Here is a 19155-nt window from a genome sequence, read left to right as displayed (position 1 = left end):
GCGGCGAGTGCCGCACGCACCTCGTGATCGGAGAAAATGGTGCCGTCATCACGCTCCGCCGATTCATCCAACTCGATTGTGTAGTTTTTGATGGAGGCCGTTTTTAGTTGCTCGGCCACGCGCCGCTTAACATCGCGCGTCGTCTGCCCGACCTTGAGAAGCCCCTTGTGTGCCGTGTCGTCAATCGAGTAAGCGTAGATGCGCGGACACGCTTCCGGCTTCGGCTCTAGGATTTGCTCGATGGATTTAGTCATCCCAAAGACTCCCTTGGATTTCCATCGGGCGGATCACTGTTTCTATGTAATCAACCTCCTCTTTGGTGAGCTTGTATTTTTTGTAAAGGGCTTCATCCGTCCACTCCCGATCCCAGGTCTGCTGTGGAACCCATGAATAAGTAGATCGAAGTGCGTGTTGAGTCAGTTTGCGTAACGAAACGAGGTGCCTGAAAAATTTAGAGCAGAAGTAAGATTCAAGGCTTTGAGCTTCGCCTTCACTTTCGACCCAAAACGCCAAAAAAGATTGCGTAGAGATAGATGGAGGAGAACTCAGCCATGGCTTGCCGAGCACGGAGTCCGGAATTCTCTGTCCTCCATCAGAGCCAGCCTCAGGCACCAGGACTTTCCATTTGTCGATTAGGTGGGCGTTTTTCTTGATTAGTTCACGCGGCACAAAACCAACATCTCGCTTGCCCCTACGAACGTAATGCAACGAAACATCGCCCGGCTTCTTTTTGGTTCGGAATGCATCAAAATTGGTTGCAATACCGAATGGGGTGTCGGCGGTCAAAATATCAGCAATGGACGGTTCGCCAGCTTTTAACACTTTGCGCAAAATACCAACGGAAAGCGGGTCACGTACAAACACATCGAACTCATCCAGTTGACGGGACGAAGATTTTGTTTCATCGCCACGAATGACTGTTACATCACATTCTCCATTATAGGCATCTGACCAAAGGAAATAGCAGATGCCACCTTTGACCTCTACGTTAGGAAAAACCTCTTTGGAAACGGGGAAATCGACCAACGCCTTGAGATTGTGAGAACTGAGCATTTCTTGACGGAATTCTCCAAGCCCACGCCCCCCCGCGAGCCAGCGGGACGGGACCACCATCGACAAATATTTAGGTTCAAGCTTTTTCGCCTGTTCAATAAACAGGTGATAAATGGAGGAATCGCTTGAGCCACCAGCTCCCCCCTTCATCTGATACGGCGGATTTCCGATAATCACATCAAATTGCATGTCGCCTCCAAACAGCTCGACCATGCGAGCCTTAATATCGTTGGTATGAATGAACGCATAGGCATAGTTTTCCAGTTCTGAATCACGATCCAACATCGCTTTTGGCGCACCACAGAACTCGCACTTTGTCTTGCCCCAAGTATGTTCCATGCGTTCGAACCACACATTTCCAGCGTCGCCATCAAAACCAGTGGCAATGGAATGCGCGCCGTTGGCGTGCTTCGAGCAATAAAGACTCCGCCGTGCCAGCAGACTGGTAAGATGTGTAATGGCGATGCCGAATACCTGATTCTTGAGAATGTGGTCTACCCGTTCATCCAGGTCTGGAATCTCTTCCGCGAGCCCTTTGGTTAGACGGGTAGTAATCTCGCGAAGAAAGACACCCGACTTGGTAAATGGATCGAGGAATTTTACCGAAGAGTCCGCCCAAAGATTTGCACCTTCATTGTCGGCGGCCCACGACGCGGCCAGTGTGTCCAGCATTCGGTTGGCGAACTCCGGCGGCGTAAACACCTCGTCATTGGAAAGGTTGGCAATGCAGGTCAAAACATCCGGGTTGCGGTTGCGCAGGGTAAAGCTGGCCTGATTGTTCATGCGTTCTCCTTTGCGCCTTCTGCTGCCAATTCGCTCATAGTCATTGGCGAATAGGTCTTGGAGGGCGTGAAGATCTCGTGACGCCCCAAGTTTGCGAAAAGCGAATCCTCCGCACTAAAGGAGGATGAGAGGGTCAGCGTATCGAGACGGAAGTCGCGCCGCTGGAACTTGCCCTTGCCCAAATAGCCCCACTCGGCAAAGGTGATTGCCTGGTCGTCGTGGGTGCGCATTTTGAGGGCATCGCCATGCACAAGATTTTGGGACAAAACATAGAAAGCGGCACGATAAAGATCGTCCGCGTCATTCAGCTTCAGGTACTCGGCAAGGATTGCCAGTAAATTGGCGCGGCAATCGGCGATGTTGTCCGGCAGCAGTTCGATGCCATAGATGCACATGATGGAGAGCAACGCATAGTAACGCCGCTCAAAGTCGGATTTGCCGTACTTGAGTTCCACGGCGGCCAGCTTGCGGCGCAGAACCGCCACGAGAAAATTGCCATCCCCGCACGCCGGTTCTAGAAAGCGGGAGTCAATTCGTTCCGACTCGCCTTTTACCAGATCGAGCATCGCCTCGACCATCCATGCAGGAGTGAAAACCTCCCCGTGATCACTCACCCGCCTCTTGGTCTTTATCTGGCTCAATTTCTTGGCTCCGGTTGCAATTCGGAGCACCAAAAAAAAGAGGGCGACTCCAACATGCTACCGAACCGGGCACGGCCAAGCGCCCATCAGGACAACACGAAGAAGCCGCCCCGGATGGGGGCGGTTCAACGAGTCGTGTCCTGATTTCAAAATTTGGCCGTTTTGGTTCGGATACGAACTGCGTTTACACGCAAAAATATTCAGATGTAATATAAGTCGGTCAGTGTATGGATAATCACACGGGAGTCAATCGATTAGGAATCAGGAACCAAGTTTCGCGCCACAGCTCATCACGCAATCCCGCCTCGGTTGAGCATTCGCTGACGAAATGGAGGGGAAAACGCCTAAAGAAGGGACTACATGCCTTCCTAACCCTTCGCTAATACGGCGCTAACACGTGAGCTCCAATCTGTTCACCAATCTTAAGGGATTCGTGTACCTATGAGCGAAACAGCAAACAAAAGCCTAATAATGAGCGATGCCGCCAGCCGCCGCCAATGGATTAGCGGCCTGTTGGGGCAGGGATTGCTCTTTCTCATCACCTCGCTCTCGACCTTCGCGGTCTTCTTCATCTTCTACTTCATCCTGAAAGACGCCATCCCGTTCTTCAAACTCGAGGGAATCCGGGAATTCTTTACGAGCTCGCGCTGGTACCCATCCGGCAACCCCGCCGAGTTCGGCGCGCTCCCCATTTTCACGGGAACCGCGCTGGTCACCCTCGGCGCCATCGTGGTGGCGGTCCCGCTGGGCATTGCGGCCTCCGTTTGCCTGAGCGACCTGCTGCCCTTCAACGTGCGGCAGATCGTTAAGCCCGTCATCGAAATCCTCGCGGCGATTCCGTCGGTCGCCTACGGCTTCTTTGCGCTGGTGGTGTTTGCGCCGCTGCTCCAAAACCACGGCGGCGCCATCCTTTCGGCCGGCGTCTGGATCGTCCTCGGCCCCATCTTCGCCCTACTCACCGTTGTGCTCGGCGACCTGATCCTCGACAAACTCCGCGCCAAGGCAAACCCCAAGGTTGCCGGCGCCATCGTCTTCCCCGCCCTCGGGCTCTTGGCCCTCCTCTTCCTCTATCGCCTCTCCAGCCAGCTGAGCGGCGTCGAGATCAGCTCGGGCACCAATGCGCTAAACGTATCGATCATCCTCGGCATCATGGCGCTGCCCACCGTCGTCAGCGTCTCGGAAGATGCCCTGCAAGCGGCGGGCCGCGAGCTGCGCGAAGGCTCCTACGCCCTTGGCGCAACCCGCGCCGAGACCATCATCAAGACGATCATCCCCGCCTCCATCAGCGGCATTCTCGCCGCCGTCATCCTCGGCGTCATGCGCGCGATCGGCGAAACGATGGTGGTCTGGATGGCCTCCGGCAACGCGGCGCGCATGCCCGAGCCGATCTACAACATGCTCCAGCCGATCCGCACCCTCACCGCCACCATCGCGGGCGACATGGGCGAAGCCGACCACGTGACCGGCTCCTCCCGCTTCCATGTGCTTTTCGCCATGGCGTTCTGCCTGCTCGCCTTCTCGTTCATCATGAACCTCGCCAGCGAAATCATCGTCAAACGTTCGCGCAAGAAACTGGGAAAATAGGCCATGCGTTTGGAAACCCGAAAACTCCTCGACAAAGCCTTCTCCGGCCTCGGCCTGATTGCCATCGCCGTGATGGCCGTGGCCTTGCTGCTGATCCTCACCCCGATCATCTGGCGCGGATCGAAAGCCTTCGTCTTCAGGGGAACGGTGGAGCATCGGCGCGTGATGCTCGAACAGTTCGACCGCGGCAACCCGGACCGCTTCAACCAGGAGGCGGCGCAGGTGGCCGCCGCCCGGGCCCCCATCTACCAAATGATGGAGGCGTTCGAAACCGAGATGAAGGCGATGAAAAGCGCCGAACGGCGCGAATACAAATCCGCCTTCAAAGAGGTGGAAAAGAGCATCGAGCAGCTGCTCGGTCCGATCCCCGGCGAAAAAACGCCGGTACTGCTGCGCCAGCAGTATGGCCAGACCCGCTGGGACCGTACCTTGGTCAAACTGCATGAAGTCCTCTACTCCGAGGAGTGGGACTATTCGAACCCCGATGCCATGGGCGTATTGGTGGAGACGCCGCGCAGCGAACATTTTGCCGGAACCCAGCTCGAACCGCTCTTCCCCTATCTGGAAGAACACCTCGACGAAATGATGAACCCGAAAACCACCTTCTATTGGCAATTCATCACCGATACCTCGAAAGACTCGCACATCTTCGGCGGCATCTGGCCGGAAGTGCTCGGCACGATCTACCTCACGCTGGGCGCCATGCTCTTCGCCGTCCCGATGGGCGTGATCGCGGCGATCTATCTCTGCGAATACGCCCGGGAAGGCCACGTCATCAGCTTCCTGCGCATCTGCATCAGCACCCTGGCCGGGGTGCCCTCCATCGTCTTTGGCCTGTTTGGCCTCGCCTTCTTTTTGAATACGATCCAGGTGTCCGACTCCAAGAGTGTGTTGGCCGGGTCGTTGACCCTTTCGTTGCTGATCCTCCCGACGATCATCCGCTCGTCGGAAGAGGCCATCCTCGCCGTGCCGCGCAGCTATAAGGAGGCGGCCCTCGGCCTGGGCGCCGGGCGCTGGCATACGGTGCTGACGGTCATCCTGCCGGCCTCCCTGCCCGGCATCCTGACCGGCATCGTGATCAGCATGGGCCGCGCCGCCGGCGAAACGGCGCCGATCATCTTTACCGCCGCGGTCAGCGTCGGCGCGCCGCTCAAGCTCTGGGAAACCCTGAGCCAGCCGACGCCCGCCCTGCCCTGGAACATCTACAACCTTTGCACCGAGCACGAAGCGGTCGACGAAATCCGCCACGTGCAATACGGCATGGTGTTCACCCTCGTGGCCATCGTGCTGATACTCAACCTGTTCGCCATCCTGATGCGCGCCCGCATCTCGAAGAAACTCAGAGGCTGAAGAACCGCGGAACATCAAACAAGGAACGCCGAACACCATCACGACTCACTCGTCACGGCTCAAGAGGAATGAAATGACTCAAGATATCACCCTGAAGAAAATCGACACCTTCGCCGACCATGGCGACGACGACGGCGCGTGCGAAACGCATATCGAAGCCAAGGACTTTTCGCTTTTCTACGGCGACTTCGAGGCCGTGCGCAAGGTGAACATGGAGATCCCGAAAAAGCGGGTCACCGCCATGATCGGCCCCAGCGGTTGCGGCAAAAGTACGCTGCTGCGCTCGATCAACCGCATGAACGACCTCATCCCCTCCACCAGCGCCGGCGGGGAGATGATTTTCGACGGGCACAACATTTATGCCAAAAACATCGACGTCGTCACCCTGCGCGCCCGCGTCGGCATGGTGTTCCAGAAGCCCAACGTCTTTCCGAAATCGATTTTCGACAACGTGGCCTACGGCCCGCGCCTGCAGGGCATCCGGAACAAGCAGGAGCTCGGCGAGATCGTTGAGCAAAGCCTGCGCAACGCCGCCATTTGGGACGAGGTGAAGGACCGCCTGCAGGCCAATGCCCTCGGCATGTCGGGCGGGCAGCAACAGCGGCTCTGCATTGCCCGCGCGCTGGCCATCAAACCCGAAATCCTGCTGATGGACGAACCCACCTCCGCACTCGACCCCAAGGCGACCGCCAAGATCGAGGACCTGATCGGCGAGCTGCGGCAAAACTACACCATCGTCATCGTGACCCACAACATGCAGCAGGCGGCGCGCGTCTCCGACCTGACGGCTTTCATGTACGAAGGCGTGCTGGTAGAGTTCGGCAACACCAAGCAGCTGTTCACCAACCCCGAAAACCCGCAGACCGAAAACTATATTACAGGACGATTTGGATAAAGAGCGGGACGTGACGAGTGAAACGGGAACCGTAAATCCATCACGCCTCACGTATCACGTATCACGCCTCACGCCTCACGAATCCGAAGGAGCAACCATGGCCAAGCATTTGGAAAAAGAACTCGAACGCCTCAAGAAACTGATCTATGCGCTCAGCGCGCGCGTCGATGAAAACGTCGAGCTCGCCGTCAAGTCGATCCAAGAGCGCGATCTTGAACTCGCGAAGAAGGTGATCGGCGACGACAAGCTCATCGACAAGCTGGAAATCGAAGTCGAAGAGGAGTGCCTCAAGGCGCTGGCGCTCTACCAGCCGGTCGCCATCGACCTGCGTTTCATCATTGCCGTCATGAAGATGACCAACGATCTCGAACGCATCGGCGACCTGGCGGCCGACATCGCGAAAAACGGCATCCAAATCAGCAAAGCCCCCCAGCCCAAGGTTCCGCTCGACCTGCACCAGATGACCTACCTCGTCAAAACCATCGTTCGCAAATCGCTCGATTCACTGATCAACATCGATACCTACCTCGCCCGCGAAGTGATCGAGGACGATCTGGAAATCGACGCCATGAAGTCGGAGATGAAAAGCGAAATTGTCGAGGCGCTCAAACGGGAGCCGGAATACGCGAAATCGTTAATCACGCTGTTCGCCATCATCAACCGCCTCGAACGCATCGGCGACCACGCCTGCAACATTGCCGAAGACGTCATCTACATGGTCGAGGCCGAAATCGTCCGCCACCAGCCAGCGGACTAAACGGCGCGGAGATGGGCGGCTAATCCCGCAAGAAGTGGCAGCCGAAGTGCTCGGTACCGCGGTTCTTGAAATAGTCCTGGTGATACTGCTCGGCGGGATAGAATTTTCCGCCCCGGACGATTTCGGTCACGATCGGTTTCTTCCACTTTTTTTGCGATTCGTCCTTCAGCTTTTCGGCGGCGGCCTTTTGCTCGCCGCTATAGTAGAAGACCGCGGAGCGGTACTGGGTTCCAACGTCCGGGCCCTGACGATTGAGGGTGGTCGGATCATGCAGCCGCCAAAAATAGTCGAGCAACTGCTCGTAGGTGATTTTGTGGGGGTCGTAAACGATTTCGATCGCTTCGGCATGGCCCGTCGTATCCTTGCAGACTTCCTTATACGTGGGATCGTCGGTATGCCCGCCCGTATAGCCGACGGTGGTCTCCGCCACCCCGTCCAACTCCTGGAAAATCGCCTCGACCCCCCAAAAACATCCTGCCGCAAATACTGCCTTTTCCATCTTCGCTTCCTTCTTCACTTCCGGTTTAGCCGTCTTTTCCGGCGTTGACTCTTTCTTTGCAACCTCCGCCGCGACTGCGCCGACCGCCATTGCCAAGAACATTGTTAACATTGCCTTTTTCATAATCGCCTCCAAGTCAAATTTAGAGTCCAACCACCGCAAACCGTTCAATTATTGCAACTCGTCAGTGGTTATCATCTTTTACCCACAAGCGTTTACCTGCCTAACCCCCATCCGCAACATTCATCAGAAAGCGGAGACGCTGTCTCCGCACTCCAAAGCGGCTACGCCGCACTCTAAACATCCATCCGCACCGGATTAATTTTTCGGGAGGGTTTTGGAATAGTTCCTTATGGTTTTCAGCACATCATCAAATGCATCATCGCCATCCTTCTTGATATCCTCATAGACCACTTCGCCAAGCATGGTTTTAAGCTCGACATCAAACACCGCGACCTTCGGGATATACTTGCCCCGCTTAAAGGCCTTCGCCTTTTTCACAAAATCCGGCCACTGTTTCAACGAGCTCGGCATATAGACCATGATGCAACGGCTATCCAGTTCATCGATAATCGTCTTGCTGGCCGACGTACAAAGGCCGCACGTGGTGGTGTGATCCGTATAAACCACCGCGATCGGCTTACGTTTTTCACGTGCTTCTGCCTGCGCCGTTTCCAACTCCGCCAGCTCGAACATCGCACTCGGAAGCTTAAACCCCGCCCATGCCTTTCCCACGGAAAACAAACCGGCACAGACCGCTCCTGCCAATACATACTCTCTTTTCATCATCATATTCATTCCCTTTAGATTTAATCAAATCAGGCAATTGCCCTCTTTATAACTACTGATTACTAGATTACGGGACCAGCACCTTTCTTCACAATGCCTCATGGCTTCCCTTTACGAAAAAGACTATTTACCCTGCCGATATACAAATAAGCATAAAGGTGCCAGCTCCGCAATCCATTAGCCCCTTGACTTAAATATGCATTCTAAACCTTTGCCATTAATGCAAACATAAAGTCGCACATGTAAAAGCCAAAGATCCTCCTCGTTATTATTGATCAATGCCCTCTCTCACGTTTTAGACGATCTATTTTTGCAGATAATCCCAGGTACAAAAATAGCGTAAAGAGGATTATAGCTAGGGGTCCCGCAAGACTGCTCAATCCTGCGTGTTGGCCAAGTGGACGACGGCTTCGAAAACGCCGGCGACGACCTTGGCCATGCGGTCGTAGTCGAGGCGGTCGGCGGTATCGCCCGCCGCGTGGTACCTCCGGTTTCGCAGGAAGGCGGTATCGGTAACCATGACGGCGGGATAGCCCTGGTTCCAGAAGTTGCGGTGGTCGGAAAAGTCGATGCCCGGCGTACCCCGGGATGCACACATGGCATGCACGGGCAGGTCGGTCGCGCCGCGCATGGCGCCCTTCACCGTGCGGTGCAACCCGCGGTATTCGTCGAGCCCGATCAGCGCAATAAAGTTACCGCAATCCGGATAGAACCATTGAAGCAGGATCGAGGGAAAATCCTGGCTGCCGGGTTCGTCGGAAAAGTAGCCGATCATTTCCAGGCAGATCATCGCTTCGACCGCGGTTCCGTTAATCTTCAGGCCATGGGCATAGCGCGCGCTGCCCATATCGCCGGTGCGGAAAAACGGCGGCTCCTCGAGGGTGAAGGCCACCAGCTCGACCCGTTGCCGGAGGTCGGCCTTGCCCAGCAGGTAGGCCAGTTCGATCAGACCGGCGACGGCGCTGGCGTTGTCGTCCGCACCGGGCACGTCCTGAAAGGCGTCGTAGTGCGCGCCCACGACGATCAGCGGCCCCTCTTCGGGGCCGAAGGCGGCAACGACGTTGCGGTAGACGCCCTTGGCGTAGGCGGGCAGCGTATAGGTTTGCTCCACCACCTGTCCGCCGGCCTCGGAAAAATGGCCGGAAACATAGTCCGCGCATTTGTCGAGATTCCAAATGCGCTTGTAGTTGCGCGGCGAAAAATCGATGGAAATCTTTTCGACGTGATCGCGCAGGCGGGCCGGATCGACCTGCACCGCACTCGGCGGCCCCGACGGACAGAACGGCAACGTGGTCCCGACATAGGTCCACCCCAGCACCGCAAACAACAGCAGGAAAAATATCACCCATTTCTTCACGGAGTCCTCCAGTCCATAAGCGCATCGCAGAGCGCGGATACCGTTCGGGCCAGCCGGGCGTAATCCAACGTGTCGGCCGTGTCGCGGAGCGTTTCGTAGTTCGGGTTGAGCCGGTAGATGCTGTCGCAGATGAACACGCCGGGGTAGCCGTGGGGCCAATAGTTGGCGTGGTCGGACCAGCCGACCCACGGGATCCGTTCATCCTTGCAAACCGAAACGATGCCCATCGCATCCGCCAGCCGCCCGGCAATGGCGCGGTCCTGGTTGCGCCCGACCACCACGAGGCGGTTTTCGCCCAAGGGGCCCGGCAACGGCGAGAGCATGTTGCCGCCAGAATAGCCGACCATGTCGAGACTAACCATGAATTCCAACTCGGTCCCCGCCTCGGCCAAACCGGCGGCATGGCGGGCGCTGCCCATGTTCGGCGTACCGTAGTGCGGCGGCTCCTCCAAGGCGTAGGCCGCCAGCTCGATCCGGTGTTCCGGCGCGCGGCGGCCCAGCAAATAGGCCAGTTCGATGAGGGCGGCCACGCCGCTGGCGTTGTCGTCGGCGCCGGGCGTGTCGACTTCCGCGTCGTAGTGCGCGCCGACCACGATGCGCGGCCCGGAGCCAAACGAGGCCAGTACGTTGCGGTAGGTCCGCCCGTTCACGTCGTAGACCTGCTCCGAAACCCTGCCGCCGGCGCGGCGGAAATGGCCGGAGATGTAGGCGGCGCAACGATCGAGGTTGCCCGTGTTCACGTGGTCGCGCGGCGCAAAATCGATCGAAAGCGTTTCGACGTGATCGCGCAGGCGGGCCGCATCGCTGCCCGGATCGACCGTAGGCGGAGGCGCGGTGCAGGCGGAGAGCGTTGCCAGCAGCAATGCCGCCATGTCGAAAAGCCCCGCCCTGCGCGCCGCGGCAACCACGGCTCAGCGCCTCCGTAGCGGCTTGTTGACGAAGGCCAGGCCGCAAAGCAGCACAAACACCCCGACCACGGCTCCGGTGAATTTCCAAATGAACACTTGCCGCCGCTTGAGCATCCCCGCAGAAAACTGCATGACCGTGCGGTCGTTCGCCTTCAACAGGTACACCTGCTTCTTCCAGACCTTCGGGAAGCGCTTAACATAGCCGAGCGTTAGCGGGGTGTCGGGGGCCATGTTCCGGAGCGCGGCGTCCACACCGGGCATTCGTTCGATGTAGAAAAAACGCTCGCGGTCATTCACCCCGGCATAGAGCACCACTTGGTCCTTCCGCAGAACGAAATCCCCGATCTGCTTGCCCTTCTTGATCCGGTAGTGCGAGAAGACCCCGGGCTCGACTTGCAGTTGTCCAGAGGTCGGCAGCACGGCGTTGTCGACCAGGGAAGCCCAAATGAAAAAGCAGATGAGAAACATCGCCAAAACGTACTCCTTTTTCATGGGGTCTCCTTCGTGCCTAGTTTTTCAAGCTGTGGATCGGTGCCGGGATGCGTCCGCCAAAGCGCACGAAGCGCGAAGACTTCCCGGTGTTTCTCACGGGCAACACCACGCTTTCGCCGAACAGGCCGCCGAAGGAGACGAATTCCCCCGCCGCTTTTCCGGGCACCGGAATGAGCCGGGCCGCCGTGGTCTTGGAATTGATGACCCCGATCATCAGCTCGTCGGCCATGATGGCCGCGATGGTTTCCGGGGAGGTATCGCCGGGAATCGGCACCATGTCGAGACCGACCGAACAGACGCAGGTCATCGCTTCGAGCTTTTCGAGAATCAGGCAACCGCTTTCCGCCGCCTGCGCCAGAACCGAATCCTCCATGACGGGGATAAAGGCGCCGCTCAAGCCGCCGACGCTCTGCGAAGCGAACGATCCGCCCTTTTTGACGGCATCGTTGAGCATGGCGACAATGGCGGTTGAACCGGGCGCGCCGACATCGTCCACCCCCAGAATCTTGAGGATTTCGCCAACGCTGTCGCCCACCAGCGGAGTCGGGGCCAGAGAGAGATCGACCACGCCGAACGGCAGGCCGAGCGCCTTGGCGACCTGGCGGCCGACCAACTCGCCGCAGCGCGTTACGCGGAAGGTGGCCTGCTTGATCTCCTCGGCCAGATCGTCGAGCCCGAGGTTTTCCGCCCCTTCGGCGGCGATCTTGCGCTCGAGTGCGCGGGCGATGACCCCCGGGCCGCTAACGCCGACGTTGATGACGGCCTCGGCTTCGCCGAGTCCATGGATCGCGCCGGCCATGAACGGATTGTCGCCGGGCTGGTTTGCAAAGATCACGAACTTGGCCGCGCCGAATCCGTTGGATTCGCGGCTGGCCTCGGCGGCATCCCGGACCGTTTGGCCGAGCAGGGCCACCGCATCCATGTTCAGCCCGTGGCGCGTGGAACCCGCGTTGATCGACGAGCAGACCTTGGCGGTGGTCGCCAGCGCTTCGGGCACCGCGCGGATCAGATTCATGTCGCCCTTGTTGATGCCCTTCTCCACGTTGGCGGAAAAGCCGCCGATGATATCGATTCCCACCTCGGCGGCGGCATCGTCGAGCGCCTTCGCCAAGCGGACAAACCCGTCGCGCGAGAATCCGGCGCCCACGTGGGCGATCGGCGTGACGGAGATGCGCTTGTTCACCACGGGCACGCCGTATTTTCCGCCGATGCGGTCGCAGGTTTCGACGAAGTTGCCGGCGAGGAGCTTGATCTTTTCGCCGATCTTCCGGGCGGTGGTTTCGACGTCGCCGGTGCGGCAATCGAGCAGGCAGATGCCCATCGTCACGGCGCGTACATCCAGGTTTTCCTTCTGGATCATTTCAACGGTTTTAAGAATCTGGTCGGATCGGATCATAATTAAATCTCGTTTGTTGCGCGGAAAATATCGTTGTGCTGAAGCACGAGGTTCAGGCCGGATTGGCCGCCGAACGCCGCCAACGCGGCGTTGAGCTCGTCGATCGATTCGATTCCGGAAAGATCGAGCTGGAGCATCATGGTGTATTGGTCGTCCTCGACGTGGGACGCGAGGTCGAGAATGTTGATGCCGCGGTCGGAGCAAAAGCGCGAAACCTGCGCAACGAGACCGATGCGGTCGCGCCCAACCGCCGAGAGGACGTAGACGTGTTCGGAATTCCCGACCTCGGCCAGGGCCCCGTCGACGTTTTTCACGGAAACGCGGGATGCGGTTCCTTCCGCCAACGCCTTTTCCACCTGCCCCGCCTCGACGCCGGGCGGAAACCCGGCCAGCAGGATCATTGTAAAATAGCCGCAGAGGACCGACTCGCGCAAGTCGGCCAGATTGCCGCCCAGTGCGCTGATCCCCTCCGTCACTTCCGCCACGATGCCCGGGCGATCCCGGTCCATCACCGAAATCACCATGATTTGTTTACCTGTCATAAAAAAGCCCTTTCATAAAGAAGAGCGGGACTTTATCCCCGCCCTTGGAACCATGGGAACAAAAAAAGCGCCGGAGTTTGCGCCCGGGCGGGCGCCGGCCCGCGGGTCATCGACTCTTCGTGCGTTCGGCCGCAAATCCCATCTCGGAAAGAAAGGCGGCGCTCGCGTCCATGCACGACTCGTAGGGCGTGAGGTCCTTGGTTTTGGGCCGGAAAAACGGACCGTTGAAAAACCCATGGTCCTGGCCTTCGAACGGAATCAAGCGGCAATCGTTGCCGGCCGCTTTCATCAGCCGGGCGAAGCGATCCGCATTCTCGAACGGAACCGTCTTGTCTGCCGTGCCGTGCATCAGCAGGGTCGGGACGATCCCGGAGCGCACCTGATGGCACGGCGACAGATCCGTCTGTTGTTCGGGTTTGAACTTATTCGCGCCATAGCCCTTTTCCGTTGTGTCCAGCACGGGATTGAACAGGATCATGGCATTGGGCAACGAGCTGATCGCCAGCTTTTCGCCGGCCTCTTCGCAACCTTGGATGATCCCCGTGCAGGCCGCCACGTGGCCGCCGGCGGAACCGCCGGACGCGACGATCCGGTCGGGATCCACCCCCAGCTCCGCGGCATGGGCCCGCACCCAGCGGATGGCGGACTTCCCGTCCTTCACGCATTCGAACGGCGTTGCTTTGTTCCGGCTGCCCACCCGGTATTCCGCCGAGAAGCACACGAAGCCGCGCTTGGCGAAGAAATCGGCCTGCTGATAGAACTGCTTGGGATCGCCGCCGTTCCAGCCGCCGCCGAAGAAAAAGACGATGGCCGGACGCTTGTCGGATGCCTGGAGGCCATCGGGCTTGAAGAGATGCAGGTGCAGCTCGACTTTCCCGCCGGTTTTATTGTCCGGCGCCGTTTTATACAGCAACTTTTCGGTTGGCCGATAATCGGCAGCCGCAGTTAGCAGGGGCAACAGGGCCCCGAGGACCATCCATACAGTACGTTTCATTTCTCTATCCTTGTTTTAAACATGAGCCGTTTGGGGATCGGCCGCCGTTGCTTCATTCTCTTGCATGTGCTTCGCGCAACACCTTGGTTCAAGCGGGTTAGACTGAACGAGCAAACCGCATGTGAAAAGTAGAATTCGGGGGAAAACGCGCGGGCAGGCCGACAGCAGGCTTGCGGGCAAGGGCGCCTTGAATGGCTGCCTGCCATCCGGTGGGCGCCGATCTACGCGCCCGGTTGTTCGGCATCGTGTTCCGGAACAGGGTCGATGAGGTGGAAAAGGGTGTTTGCTTCGCCGAGCTCGGTGGCGCAGGCCTCGGCACAGAGATTGCAGTTGGTGCAGTCGGTGCCTTTGCTTTCGAACCGCGCGCGGAGGTTGAACGGGCAAATGTCGTCGCAACCCCGGCAGTTGGTACAGGTTTTTTCGGGGTTGGCGAATTCCATGTAGCGGGTGGTGTTGGACTGCAGCAGCATCTGGATCAATGCATAGGGGCAACCCCGTTTGCAGAAGTGCTCGCGATAGTGCACGAACAACCCGAGGAAACCGAGGAACAGCGCCGAGGCTATCCCGATGAGCGGCAGATGACCGGAGGCGATCAACCGAACTTGGTTATCCAACGGCTGGAAGAACGAGAGAACGACCTCGACGGAAAGAAACGCGAAGAGGAGCGACCAGCCCCAAAGCTTCAAGGGACGCAAGCCGGACGTTTTGTTTTTCGGGCTGTTGACGATTTCGAGGAAGAGGTGCATCGGGCAGAGGTGCGAGCAGAAGATCCGTCCCTTTTTCATCCCCTTGAAGACGACAAAGAGGATGAGCGCCAAAATCGTGAACAGCGGATAGAACATGGTGGACAGCCCGAAACGGGCGCCGAAGACGCGAATGTATTCGTCTTCCAGATCGAAGCAAACCAACCGAAGCGGAATGCTCAGCAACATGGCCATCGCCAGGCCCTGGATGAGCCGGCGGCGGTTGGTGTATTTCGACTTCGCCATCACCCCTACGGATTAAAATTGAGAATCAGGTAGACGATGCAGACGATGGTCAGGATGATTTCGATGGCAATGTTGAACTTGCCGATGTCGGCATGCCCCTGCTTGATCTCGGTGGTGGTCTCGAGCTCGTATTTTTTTTCTTCCATGCCAACCTCCAGATTAAAGCGACATCTTATTCTTCGTAGTCGTTGAGCGGCGTACCGTCCTCGTCGACGCGCCAGTTCTTGTTGCGGCCGAGGGTTTGGATATAGGCGGTCAGGTCGCGGATCTCTTCGTCGGAAAGGTAGGCGAACGACGGCATGATGGAGGCCTTTTCATAGAGCCCCTTGCGGTCGGGGAACTTTTCGCCCATGTCGCGCGGATTCTTGAAGTGGGCGTAGTGCCATTCGGAGGAATACTTGCCGCCGACGCGCGCGAGATCGGGCCCGGTGCGCTTGGTGCCGAGGAAGTGTTGCTTGTCGTTGACGTATTCCCACGACTCGGATTCCGGAGCCTGCACCAGGCGCCAGCCGTAGCGGCGGCGGTCGGAGTCGAGCTGGCGGATCTGCTGGGTGTGGCAGTAGACGCAGCCTTCGTTCTTGTAGATCTCGATTCCGCGCAGCTCCTGCTCGGTGTATTCATGCACGGCATACTCGGACGTCCAGAGCGTCTTGTCGACGATCGGCGGCACCACGGTGGTGAGCACCGCGCCGACGGAGAAGAAAACGAAGGCGCCCGTGGCGGTCCATATCAGGCTTTTTTCGACATCGATTTTCATGATTCGGCCCCCTCTTCGGCTTCAACGGGATATTTCCCGAAGAACGTCATCAGGATGTTGTAGAGGAAAAGGAAGTAAGAACCGAAGATCACGGCGCCCGTGGAGAAGCGCATCCAGTGCGCGTGCTTGAGCGCATCCAGGGTTTCCACGAAGGTGTTTTCCGGGTTGAGCCAGGCATAGCCCTGGATGACCCCGCTGATCCACAGCACCGTTAGGAAGGGAATGCTGGCGAGGGTCATCAGCCAGAACTGCAGGTCGCCGAGTTTTTCGGAATAGAGTTTGCGCCCGGCCATCATTGGAGCGACGTAGGTGATGCCCGCCATGGCGTAGTAGGTAAACGCGCCGAACAGCGCCATGTGCGCGTGGCCAACCACCCAGTCGGTCTTGCTGACGATTTCGCTCACGGAGCGGATCGCCTGGAACGGCCCCTGGAGGCAGGTGAAGATGTAGTAGACCGTGCCCATCATCAGCAGCTTCGGGATCGGCCCGCGCATGCGCGTATGGCGCGACGCGGTGGCATAGGTCCCGAAAAAGTTGGTCACCACGGCCATCACCGGAATGATGAGGCTGAACGAAAAGATGGTGGCCACCGTCTGGAGCCAATGCGAAATGGGGCCGTTGAGCATGTGGTGCGCCCCCGTCCAGACATAGACGAACGAGATCACCCAGAAGCCGACCATCGAAAGCTTGTGCGAATAGATCGGCGTATCGAGCTGCTTCGGAATCAGGTAGTAGGCAACCGCCACGCCCAGCGGGGTGAAGATCAGGCCGACGGCGTTGTGGACATAGAACCAGACCAGGTTGGCCTGGTTGACGCCCGTGACCATCGGCATCTGGCTGAGCATGTTGCCCGTGATGTAGACGAAGGTCGTCCAGATCACGGCCCCCAGCGTGTACCAGACCGTGACGTAGAGATACTTCACCTTGCGGATGGCCACCGTGCCGAAAACATTGATCGCGAACAGCACCCAGCAGACCGCCACCAGATAGTCGAACGGCGCCGGGATTTCGCCATACTCGACGTTCTTGACGTTGCCCATCAGGATGGCCGCGAAGCCGCCGATCAGGGTCAGGTTATAGAGCAGGCCCATCGCCACGCCGAGCTTTTCGGAGAAGAGCTTGGTGTGCAGGATGCGCGGCAGAATCCAGAAGAGGATGCCCATGTTGGCCTGCAGCAGCCAGCCGAACAAGTTGATGTTGGTGTGCAACATCCGCAGGCGCGGCATGGAGAGATATTCAATCTCCCCGACCGTCGGCACCACGAACTTGAGCGCGGTCAGGAGCCCCATCGTGAGCGCCAACCCGAAGTAGGCGCACGATGCAATGACCATCGTTTTGGCGGCGGTATCTTGTTTCATGGTTTGGCTTCCTCGGTGTTGCCCCGGATAAAGGCGATGATGTCCAGAATGGTCTGGTCTTTCAGGTGGTCGTGCCCGGGCATCGAAGTGTCCGGCACCCCCAACAGGATGGATTGGTAAAGCCGCTCGTCCGTAACGGTCGGCTGGTTCAGGAAATTCCCGTTGATCAGGTTGCGCGGCAGCGGATGGATGAGCGCGTAGGCGTTCGGCCCCTTGCCGTTGGCCAGCTTGCCGTGGCACGAGGTGCAGTGCTTCTGGAACTGCCGGAAGCCCTCTTGCGGGTCGCCCGCCACCAGCACGGTCCCCTTGCCCTTATAGTCGAGCCGCTCCGGATCGCCGATCTTCGGCATCTCGGCCTGCATGCGTTTGTAGGCCTTCTCGGCGGAATGGCTCGTCTGCTTGATGAATTCAATCAGCCGATCAATCTGTTCGTCGCTCAGGATATTCTTCCAGGCGGGCATGTCGGTTCCGCCGACCCCTTCCTTGATCGAGGTCTTGAAACGCGACTCATAGGCACCGACGAACCGCCCCTTGCTGAAATCGCGCGGCAGCGGGTCGAGCATGGGGGCCAACCTGCCGCGACCGTTCAGGTCTTCGCCGTGGCAGGAAACGCAGTGGGTCTCATAGAGCTTGGCGCCGTCGGCATCGCCCAAGGTGTAGTCGAGCGTCGAGAGAAACGAAACCAGGCTTTCGAGCTCGGCGTCGTTGTAGTCCTTGAACGTCGGCATGATCGAATCGGCCACATGGGCGCGGGCGTTGACGATGTGTTTTTTGGTATAGTCGCGGCCGCGCTGGCGGATCGTCCACGTCAGCTCGGGGCCGATGTTGCCGCCGGCAAGGTCGCCGTCGGAATTCCGGATGGCGTGGCAATTGACGCAGCCGCCCTTGGCAATCGAGCCCTCGAAGGGCGCGCCCGCAAACAAGCTGCGGCCCGCAGCGACGCTCGGTTCGTCGATGCGCGCCAGCTCGGACTTCGGCTTGATGTAGCCGATCGGTGCGCTCTCGGCGGAGCGCAGGCGGTCTTTCTGCTGCCCTTTCAAATAGGTCGCCAGTGCCGCGACAACTTCCTCGTCATGCGCCCAATCGAACAGCGGCATCTTGGAATGCTCGTCGTTGGCCTTCGGGTCGACGACCGACTCGACGAGATATTCATAGGTGAACTTGCCGCCGGCATCGGTCAGCTCCGGCGCCTGCGAGGAGGAGGAAATCCCTTCGATGGTATGGCAGCCCCAGCACGCCTTTTCGAGGAAGAGCGTACGGCCCTGTTCGTAAAGCTCGGCCCCGGCCAGGTGGCCGCTCTCCATCGCGTGGCAACGCACGCAGCTCGCCTGCGCGTTCGCGCCGCCCAGCAGCGGCTTGATCCAGCCATGCGATTCGCCGTGCGCGAGGTGCTGGTCAAGATCGCGGCTGGAACCATCGTGGCAGATGGAGCACCCGATTTTGTTGAAGTCGTGCGGATCTTCCGCAACACCCGGCACGATGGGCGGGTGCGCGGCGAGCGGCTGCGGGAATCCGGCGGCATCGGGATTGCCCGCGCCGACGTGGCACGTTTGGCAGCGGTCGATGAGTGCATGCCCCGAGGGCGTCTTGACGTTAACCTGCTTGATCTCAGGCCCGGGAAACTCGACATCGAGCGCCTTGTAATAGGCTTTCTGATGCTTGATCCAATCCTTATCCACCGACTTCTTGATCGACAGGCCCAACACAATAAGCCCAAGAAAAGCCAACGCGGCCAGTATGCGATAATCCTTAATCATGGATCGCTCCCCCCATAATCCGTTGCGGATCAAAAGCGGCGTGGCGCTGCGCTTCCCGCCGCACTCCAGGGCGCTCCGCAAAATCGGCTTTCAAAACCGGGTCGACGCAGACTTCTGCGGCGAGCCATGTGCCAACGGCACTACACAATTTAGCATGGGGCAACGCCCCATGGTCGGTGACCTGCTTCCCGTCATTTGCCCTGAAGGACAATCTGGTGATGCTGCATCTGGACATTCGACATTCGATATTCATC

General features: G+C 58.6%; 21 protein-coding genes. 4 read left to right on the top strand and 17 right to left on the bottom strand.

Translation table 11 applies throughout. The annotated features are described in order from the left end of the window. The 3 genes from ABYO54_RS02805 to ABYO54_RS02795 form a co-directional block, all read right to left on the bottom strand. Window positions 1–254, bottom strand: a 254-nt coding sequence (locus tag ABYO54_RS02805) for a GIY-YIG nuclease family protein (RefSeq protein WP_372806680.1), incomplete at its 3' end; no start/stop codon positions are given. Then, entirely contained in the window at window positions 247–1836 is a 1590-nt protein-coding gene (locus ABYO54_RS02800) for an Eco57I restriction-modification methylase domain-containing protein (RefSeq protein ID WP_372806679.1), read from the bottom strand. The genes ABYO54_RS02805 and ABYO54_RS02800, both read right to left, overlap by 8 nt. Continuing rightward, window positions 1833–2477 carry an N-6 DNA methylase gene (locus ABYO54_RS02795; protein ID WP_372806677.1) on the bottom strand — a complete coding sequence of 215 codons (645 nt, stop codon included), beginning with the start codon at window positions 2475–2477 and terminating at the stop codon, window positions 1833–1835. Before ABYO54_RS02795 ends, ABYO54_RS02800 begins: the two co-directional genes overlap by 4 nt. Before the next feature lie 441 nt (window positions 2478–2918). Here ABYO54_RS02795 and ABYO54_RS02790 point away from each other — a divergent pair, with 441 nt between their 5' ends. From ABYO54_RS02790 to phoU, 4 genes are all read left to right on the top strand, one after another. Then, a complete protein-coding gene (locus ABYO54_RS02790) occupies window positions 2919–4061 on the top strand; it encodes a PstC family ABC transporter permease (protein ID WP_372806675.1) in 1143 nt (380 codons plus the stop codon). 3 nt (window positions 4062–4064) lie between these two features. Then, the gene (gene pstA, locus ABYO54_RS02785; protein ID WP_372806673.1) at window positions 4065–5411 is read left to right on the top strand and encodes a phosphate ABC transporter permease PstA; all 1347 of its coding nucleotides are present in this window, start codon (window positions 4065–4067) and stop codon (window positions 5409–5411) included. Between the two features lie 73 nt (window positions 5412–5484). Beyond that, window positions 5485–6306 carry a phosphate ABC transporter ATP-binding protein PstB gene (gene pstB, locus ABYO54_RS02780; RefSeq protein ID WP_372806671.1) on the top strand — a complete coding sequence of 274 codons (822 nt, stop codon included), beginning with the start codon at window positions 5485–5487 and terminating at the stop codon, window positions 6304–6306. 97 nt (window positions 6307–6403) lie between these two features. Then, window positions 6404–7063: a phosphate signaling complex protein PhoU gene (gene phoU, locus ABYO54_RS02775; RefSeq protein ID WP_372806669.1), complete on the top strand. Its 660-nt coding sequence runs from the start codon at window positions 6404–6406 to the stop codon at window positions 7061–7063. A gap of 19 nt (window positions 7064–7082) precedes the next feature. Here phoU and msrA read toward each other — a convergent pair whose 3' ends face one another. The 14 genes from msrA to ABYO54_RS02705 form a co-directional block, all read right to left on the bottom strand. Next, the gene (gene msrA, locus ABYO54_RS02770; protein ID WP_372806667.1) at window positions 7083–7562 is read right to left on the bottom strand and encodes a peptide-methionine (S)-S-oxide reductase MsrA; all 480 of its coding nucleotides are present in this window, start codon (window positions 7560–7562) and stop codon (window positions 7083–7085) included. A 318-nt stretch (window positions 7563–7880) separates the two neighbouring features. Next, a complete protein-coding gene (locus tag ABYO54_RS02765) occupies window positions 7881–8354 on the bottom strand; it encodes a hypothetical protein (RefSeq protein WP_372806665.1) in 474 nt (157 codons plus the stop codon). Window positions 8355–8727: 373 nt separating this feature from the next. Then, the gene (locus tag ABYO54_RS02760) at window positions 8728–9708 is read right to left on the bottom strand and encodes a M28 family peptidase (RefSeq protein ID WP_372806663.1); all 981 of its coding nucleotides are present in this window, start codon (window positions 9706–9708) and stop codon (window positions 8728–8730) included. Continuing rightward, on the bottom strand, window positions 9705–10580 hold the full coding sequence (locus ABYO54_RS02755) for a M28 family peptidase (protein ID WP_372806662.1): 876 nt from the start codon (window positions 10578–10580) through the stop codon (window positions 9705–9707). The genes ABYO54_RS02760 and ABYO54_RS02755 overlap by 4 nt, the downstream gene beginning before the upstream one ends. Window positions 10581–10619: 39 nt before the next feature. Beyond that, on the bottom strand, window positions 10620–11108 hold the full coding sequence (locus ABYO54_RS02750) for a hypothetical protein (RefSeq protein ID WP_372806661.1): 489 nt from the start codon (window positions 11106–11108) through the stop codon (window positions 10620–10622). Between the two features lie 16 nt (window positions 11109–11124). Beyond that, window positions 11125–12504 carry a PFL family protein gene (locus ABYO54_RS02745; RefSeq protein WP_372806659.1) on the bottom strand — a complete coding sequence of 460 codons (1380 nt, stop codon included), beginning with the start codon at window positions 12502–12504 and terminating at the stop codon, window positions 11125–11127. Window positions 12505–12506: 2 nt separating this feature from the next. Then, on the bottom strand, window positions 12507–13046 hold the full coding sequence (locus tag ABYO54_RS02740) for a glycine cleavage system protein R (protein ID WP_372806657.1): 540 nt from the start codon (window positions 13044–13046) through the stop codon (window positions 12507–12509). A gap of 106 nt (window positions 13047–13152) precedes the next feature. Then, window positions 13153–14040, bottom strand: a complete 888-nt coding sequence (locus tag ABYO54_RS02735) for an alpha/beta hydrolase (protein WP_372806655.1) — start codon at window positions 14038–14040, stop codon at window positions 13153–13155. A gap of 221 nt (window positions 14041–14261) precedes the next feature. Continuing rightward, window positions 14262–15029, bottom strand: coding sequence for a 4Fe-4S binding protein (locus ABYO54_RS02730; RefSeq protein WP_372806654.1), 768 nt, complete (start codon window positions 15027–15029; stop codon window positions 14262–14264). A 5-nt stretch (window positions 15030–15034) separates the two neighbouring features. Beyond that, on the bottom strand, window positions 15035–15175 hold the full coding sequence (locus ABYO54_RS02725) for a hypothetical protein (RefSeq protein WP_372806652.1): 141 nt from the start codon (window positions 15173–15175) through the stop codon (window positions 15035–15037). Between the two features lie 26 nt (window positions 15176–15201). Continuing rightward, complete coding sequence (locus ABYO54_RS02720) at window positions 15202–15786, bottom strand: cbb3-type cytochrome c oxidase subunit II (protein ID WP_372806650.1); 585 nt, start codon at window positions 15784–15786, stop codon at window positions 15202–15204. Then, the gene (locus tag ABYO54_RS02715) at window positions 15783–17144 is read right to left on the bottom strand and encodes a cbb3-type cytochrome c oxidase subunit I (RefSeq protein ID WP_372806648.1); all 1362 of its coding nucleotides are present in this window, start codon (window positions 17142–17144) and stop codon (window positions 15783–15785) included. Before ABYO54_RS02715 ends, ABYO54_RS02720 begins: the two co-directional genes overlap by 4 nt. Beyond that, entirely contained in the window at window positions 17141–18901 is a 1761-nt protein-coding gene (locus tag ABYO54_RS02710) for a c-type cytochrome (RefSeq protein WP_372806646.1), read from the bottom strand. The genes ABYO54_RS02715 and ABYO54_RS02710 overlap by 4 nt, the downstream gene beginning before the upstream one ends. Further along, window positions 18894–19155: hypothetical protein (locus ABYO54_RS02705; RefSeq protein WP_372806644.1), on the bottom strand; the 262-nt coding region annotated here is incomplete at its 5' end. The genes ABYO54_RS02710 and ABYO54_RS02705, both read right to left, overlap by 8 nt.

This window comes from Pontiella sp. (assembly GCF_041622395.1).
In the GTDB taxonomy this organism is placed as follows: domain Bacteria; phylum Verrucomicrobiota; class Kiritimatiellia; order Kiritimatiellales; family Pontiellaceae; genus Pontiella.
This window is presented reverse-complemented; position numbering and strand designations above follow the sequence as displayed.

Bases quoted from the DNA above. Each gene is read 5' to 3' on its own strand.
- ABYO54_RS02745 (WP_372806659.1), bottom strand. From the start codon at position 12,504: ATGATCCGATCCGACCAGATTCTTAAAACCGTTGAAATGATCCAGAAG.
- ABYO54_RS02740 (WP_372806657.1), bottom strand. From the start codon at position 13,046: ATGACAGGTAAACAAATCATGGTGATTTCGGTGATGGACCGGGATCGC.
- ABYO54_RS02800 (WP_372806679.1), bottom strand. From the start codon at position 1,836: ATGAACAATCAGGCCAGCTTTACCCTGCGCAACCGCAACCCGGATGTT.
- ABYO54_RS02735 (WP_372806655.1), bottom strand. From the start codon at position 14,040: ATGAAACGTACTGTATGGATGGTCCTCGGGGCCCTGTTGCCCCTGCTA.
- ABYO54_RS02720 (WP_372806650.1), bottom strand. From the start codon at position 15,786: ATGAAAATCGATGTCGAAAAAAGCCTGATATGGACCGCCACGGGCGCC.
- ABYO54_RS02755 (WP_372806662.1), bottom strand. From the start codon at position 10,580: ATGGCGGCATTGCTGCTGGCAACGCTCTCCGCCTGCACCGCGCCTCCG.
- ABYO54_RS02710 (WP_372806646.1), bottom strand. From the start codon at position 18,901: ATGATTAAGGATTATCGCATACTGGCCGCGTTGGCTTTTCTTGGGCTT.
- ABYO54_RS02725 (WP_372806652.1), bottom strand. From the start codon at position 15,175: ATGGAAGAAAAAAAATACGAGCTCGAGACCACCACCGAGATCAAGCAG.
- ABYO54_RS02750 (WP_372806661.1), bottom strand. From the start codon at position 11,108: ATGAAAAAGGAGTACGTTTTGGCGATGTTTCTCATCTGCTTTTTCATT.
- ABYO54_RS02790 (WP_372806675.1), top strand. From the start codon at position 2,919: ATGAGCGAAACAGCAAACAAAAGCCTAATAATGAGCGATGCCGCCAGC.
- pstB (WP_372806671.1), top strand. From the start codon at position 5,485: ATGACTCAAGATATCACCCTGAAGAAAATCGACACCTTCGCCGACCAT.
- ABYO54_RS02765 (WP_372806665.1), bottom strand. From the start codon at position 8,354: ATGATGATGAAAAGAGAGTATGTATTGGCAGGAGCGGTCTGTGCCGGT.
- phoU (WP_372806669.1), top strand. From the start codon at position 6,404: ATGGCCAAGCATTTGGAAAAAGAACTCGAACGCCTCAAGAAACTGATC.
- msrA (WP_372806667.1), bottom strand. From the start codon at position 7,562: ATGGAAAAGGCAGTATTTGCGGCAGGATGTTTTTGGGGGGTCGAGGCG.
- ABYO54_RS02715 (WP_372806648.1), bottom strand. From the start codon at position 17,144: ATGAAACAAGATACCGCCGCCAAAACGATGGTCATTGCATCGTGCGCC.
- pstA (WP_372806673.1), top strand. From the start codon at position 4,065: ATGCGTTTGGAAACCCGAAAACTCCTCGACAAAGCCTTCTCCGGCCTC.
- ABYO54_RS02730 (WP_372806654.1), bottom strand. From the start codon at position 15,029: ATGGCGAAGTCGAAATACACCAACCGCCGCCGGCTCATCCAGGGCCTG.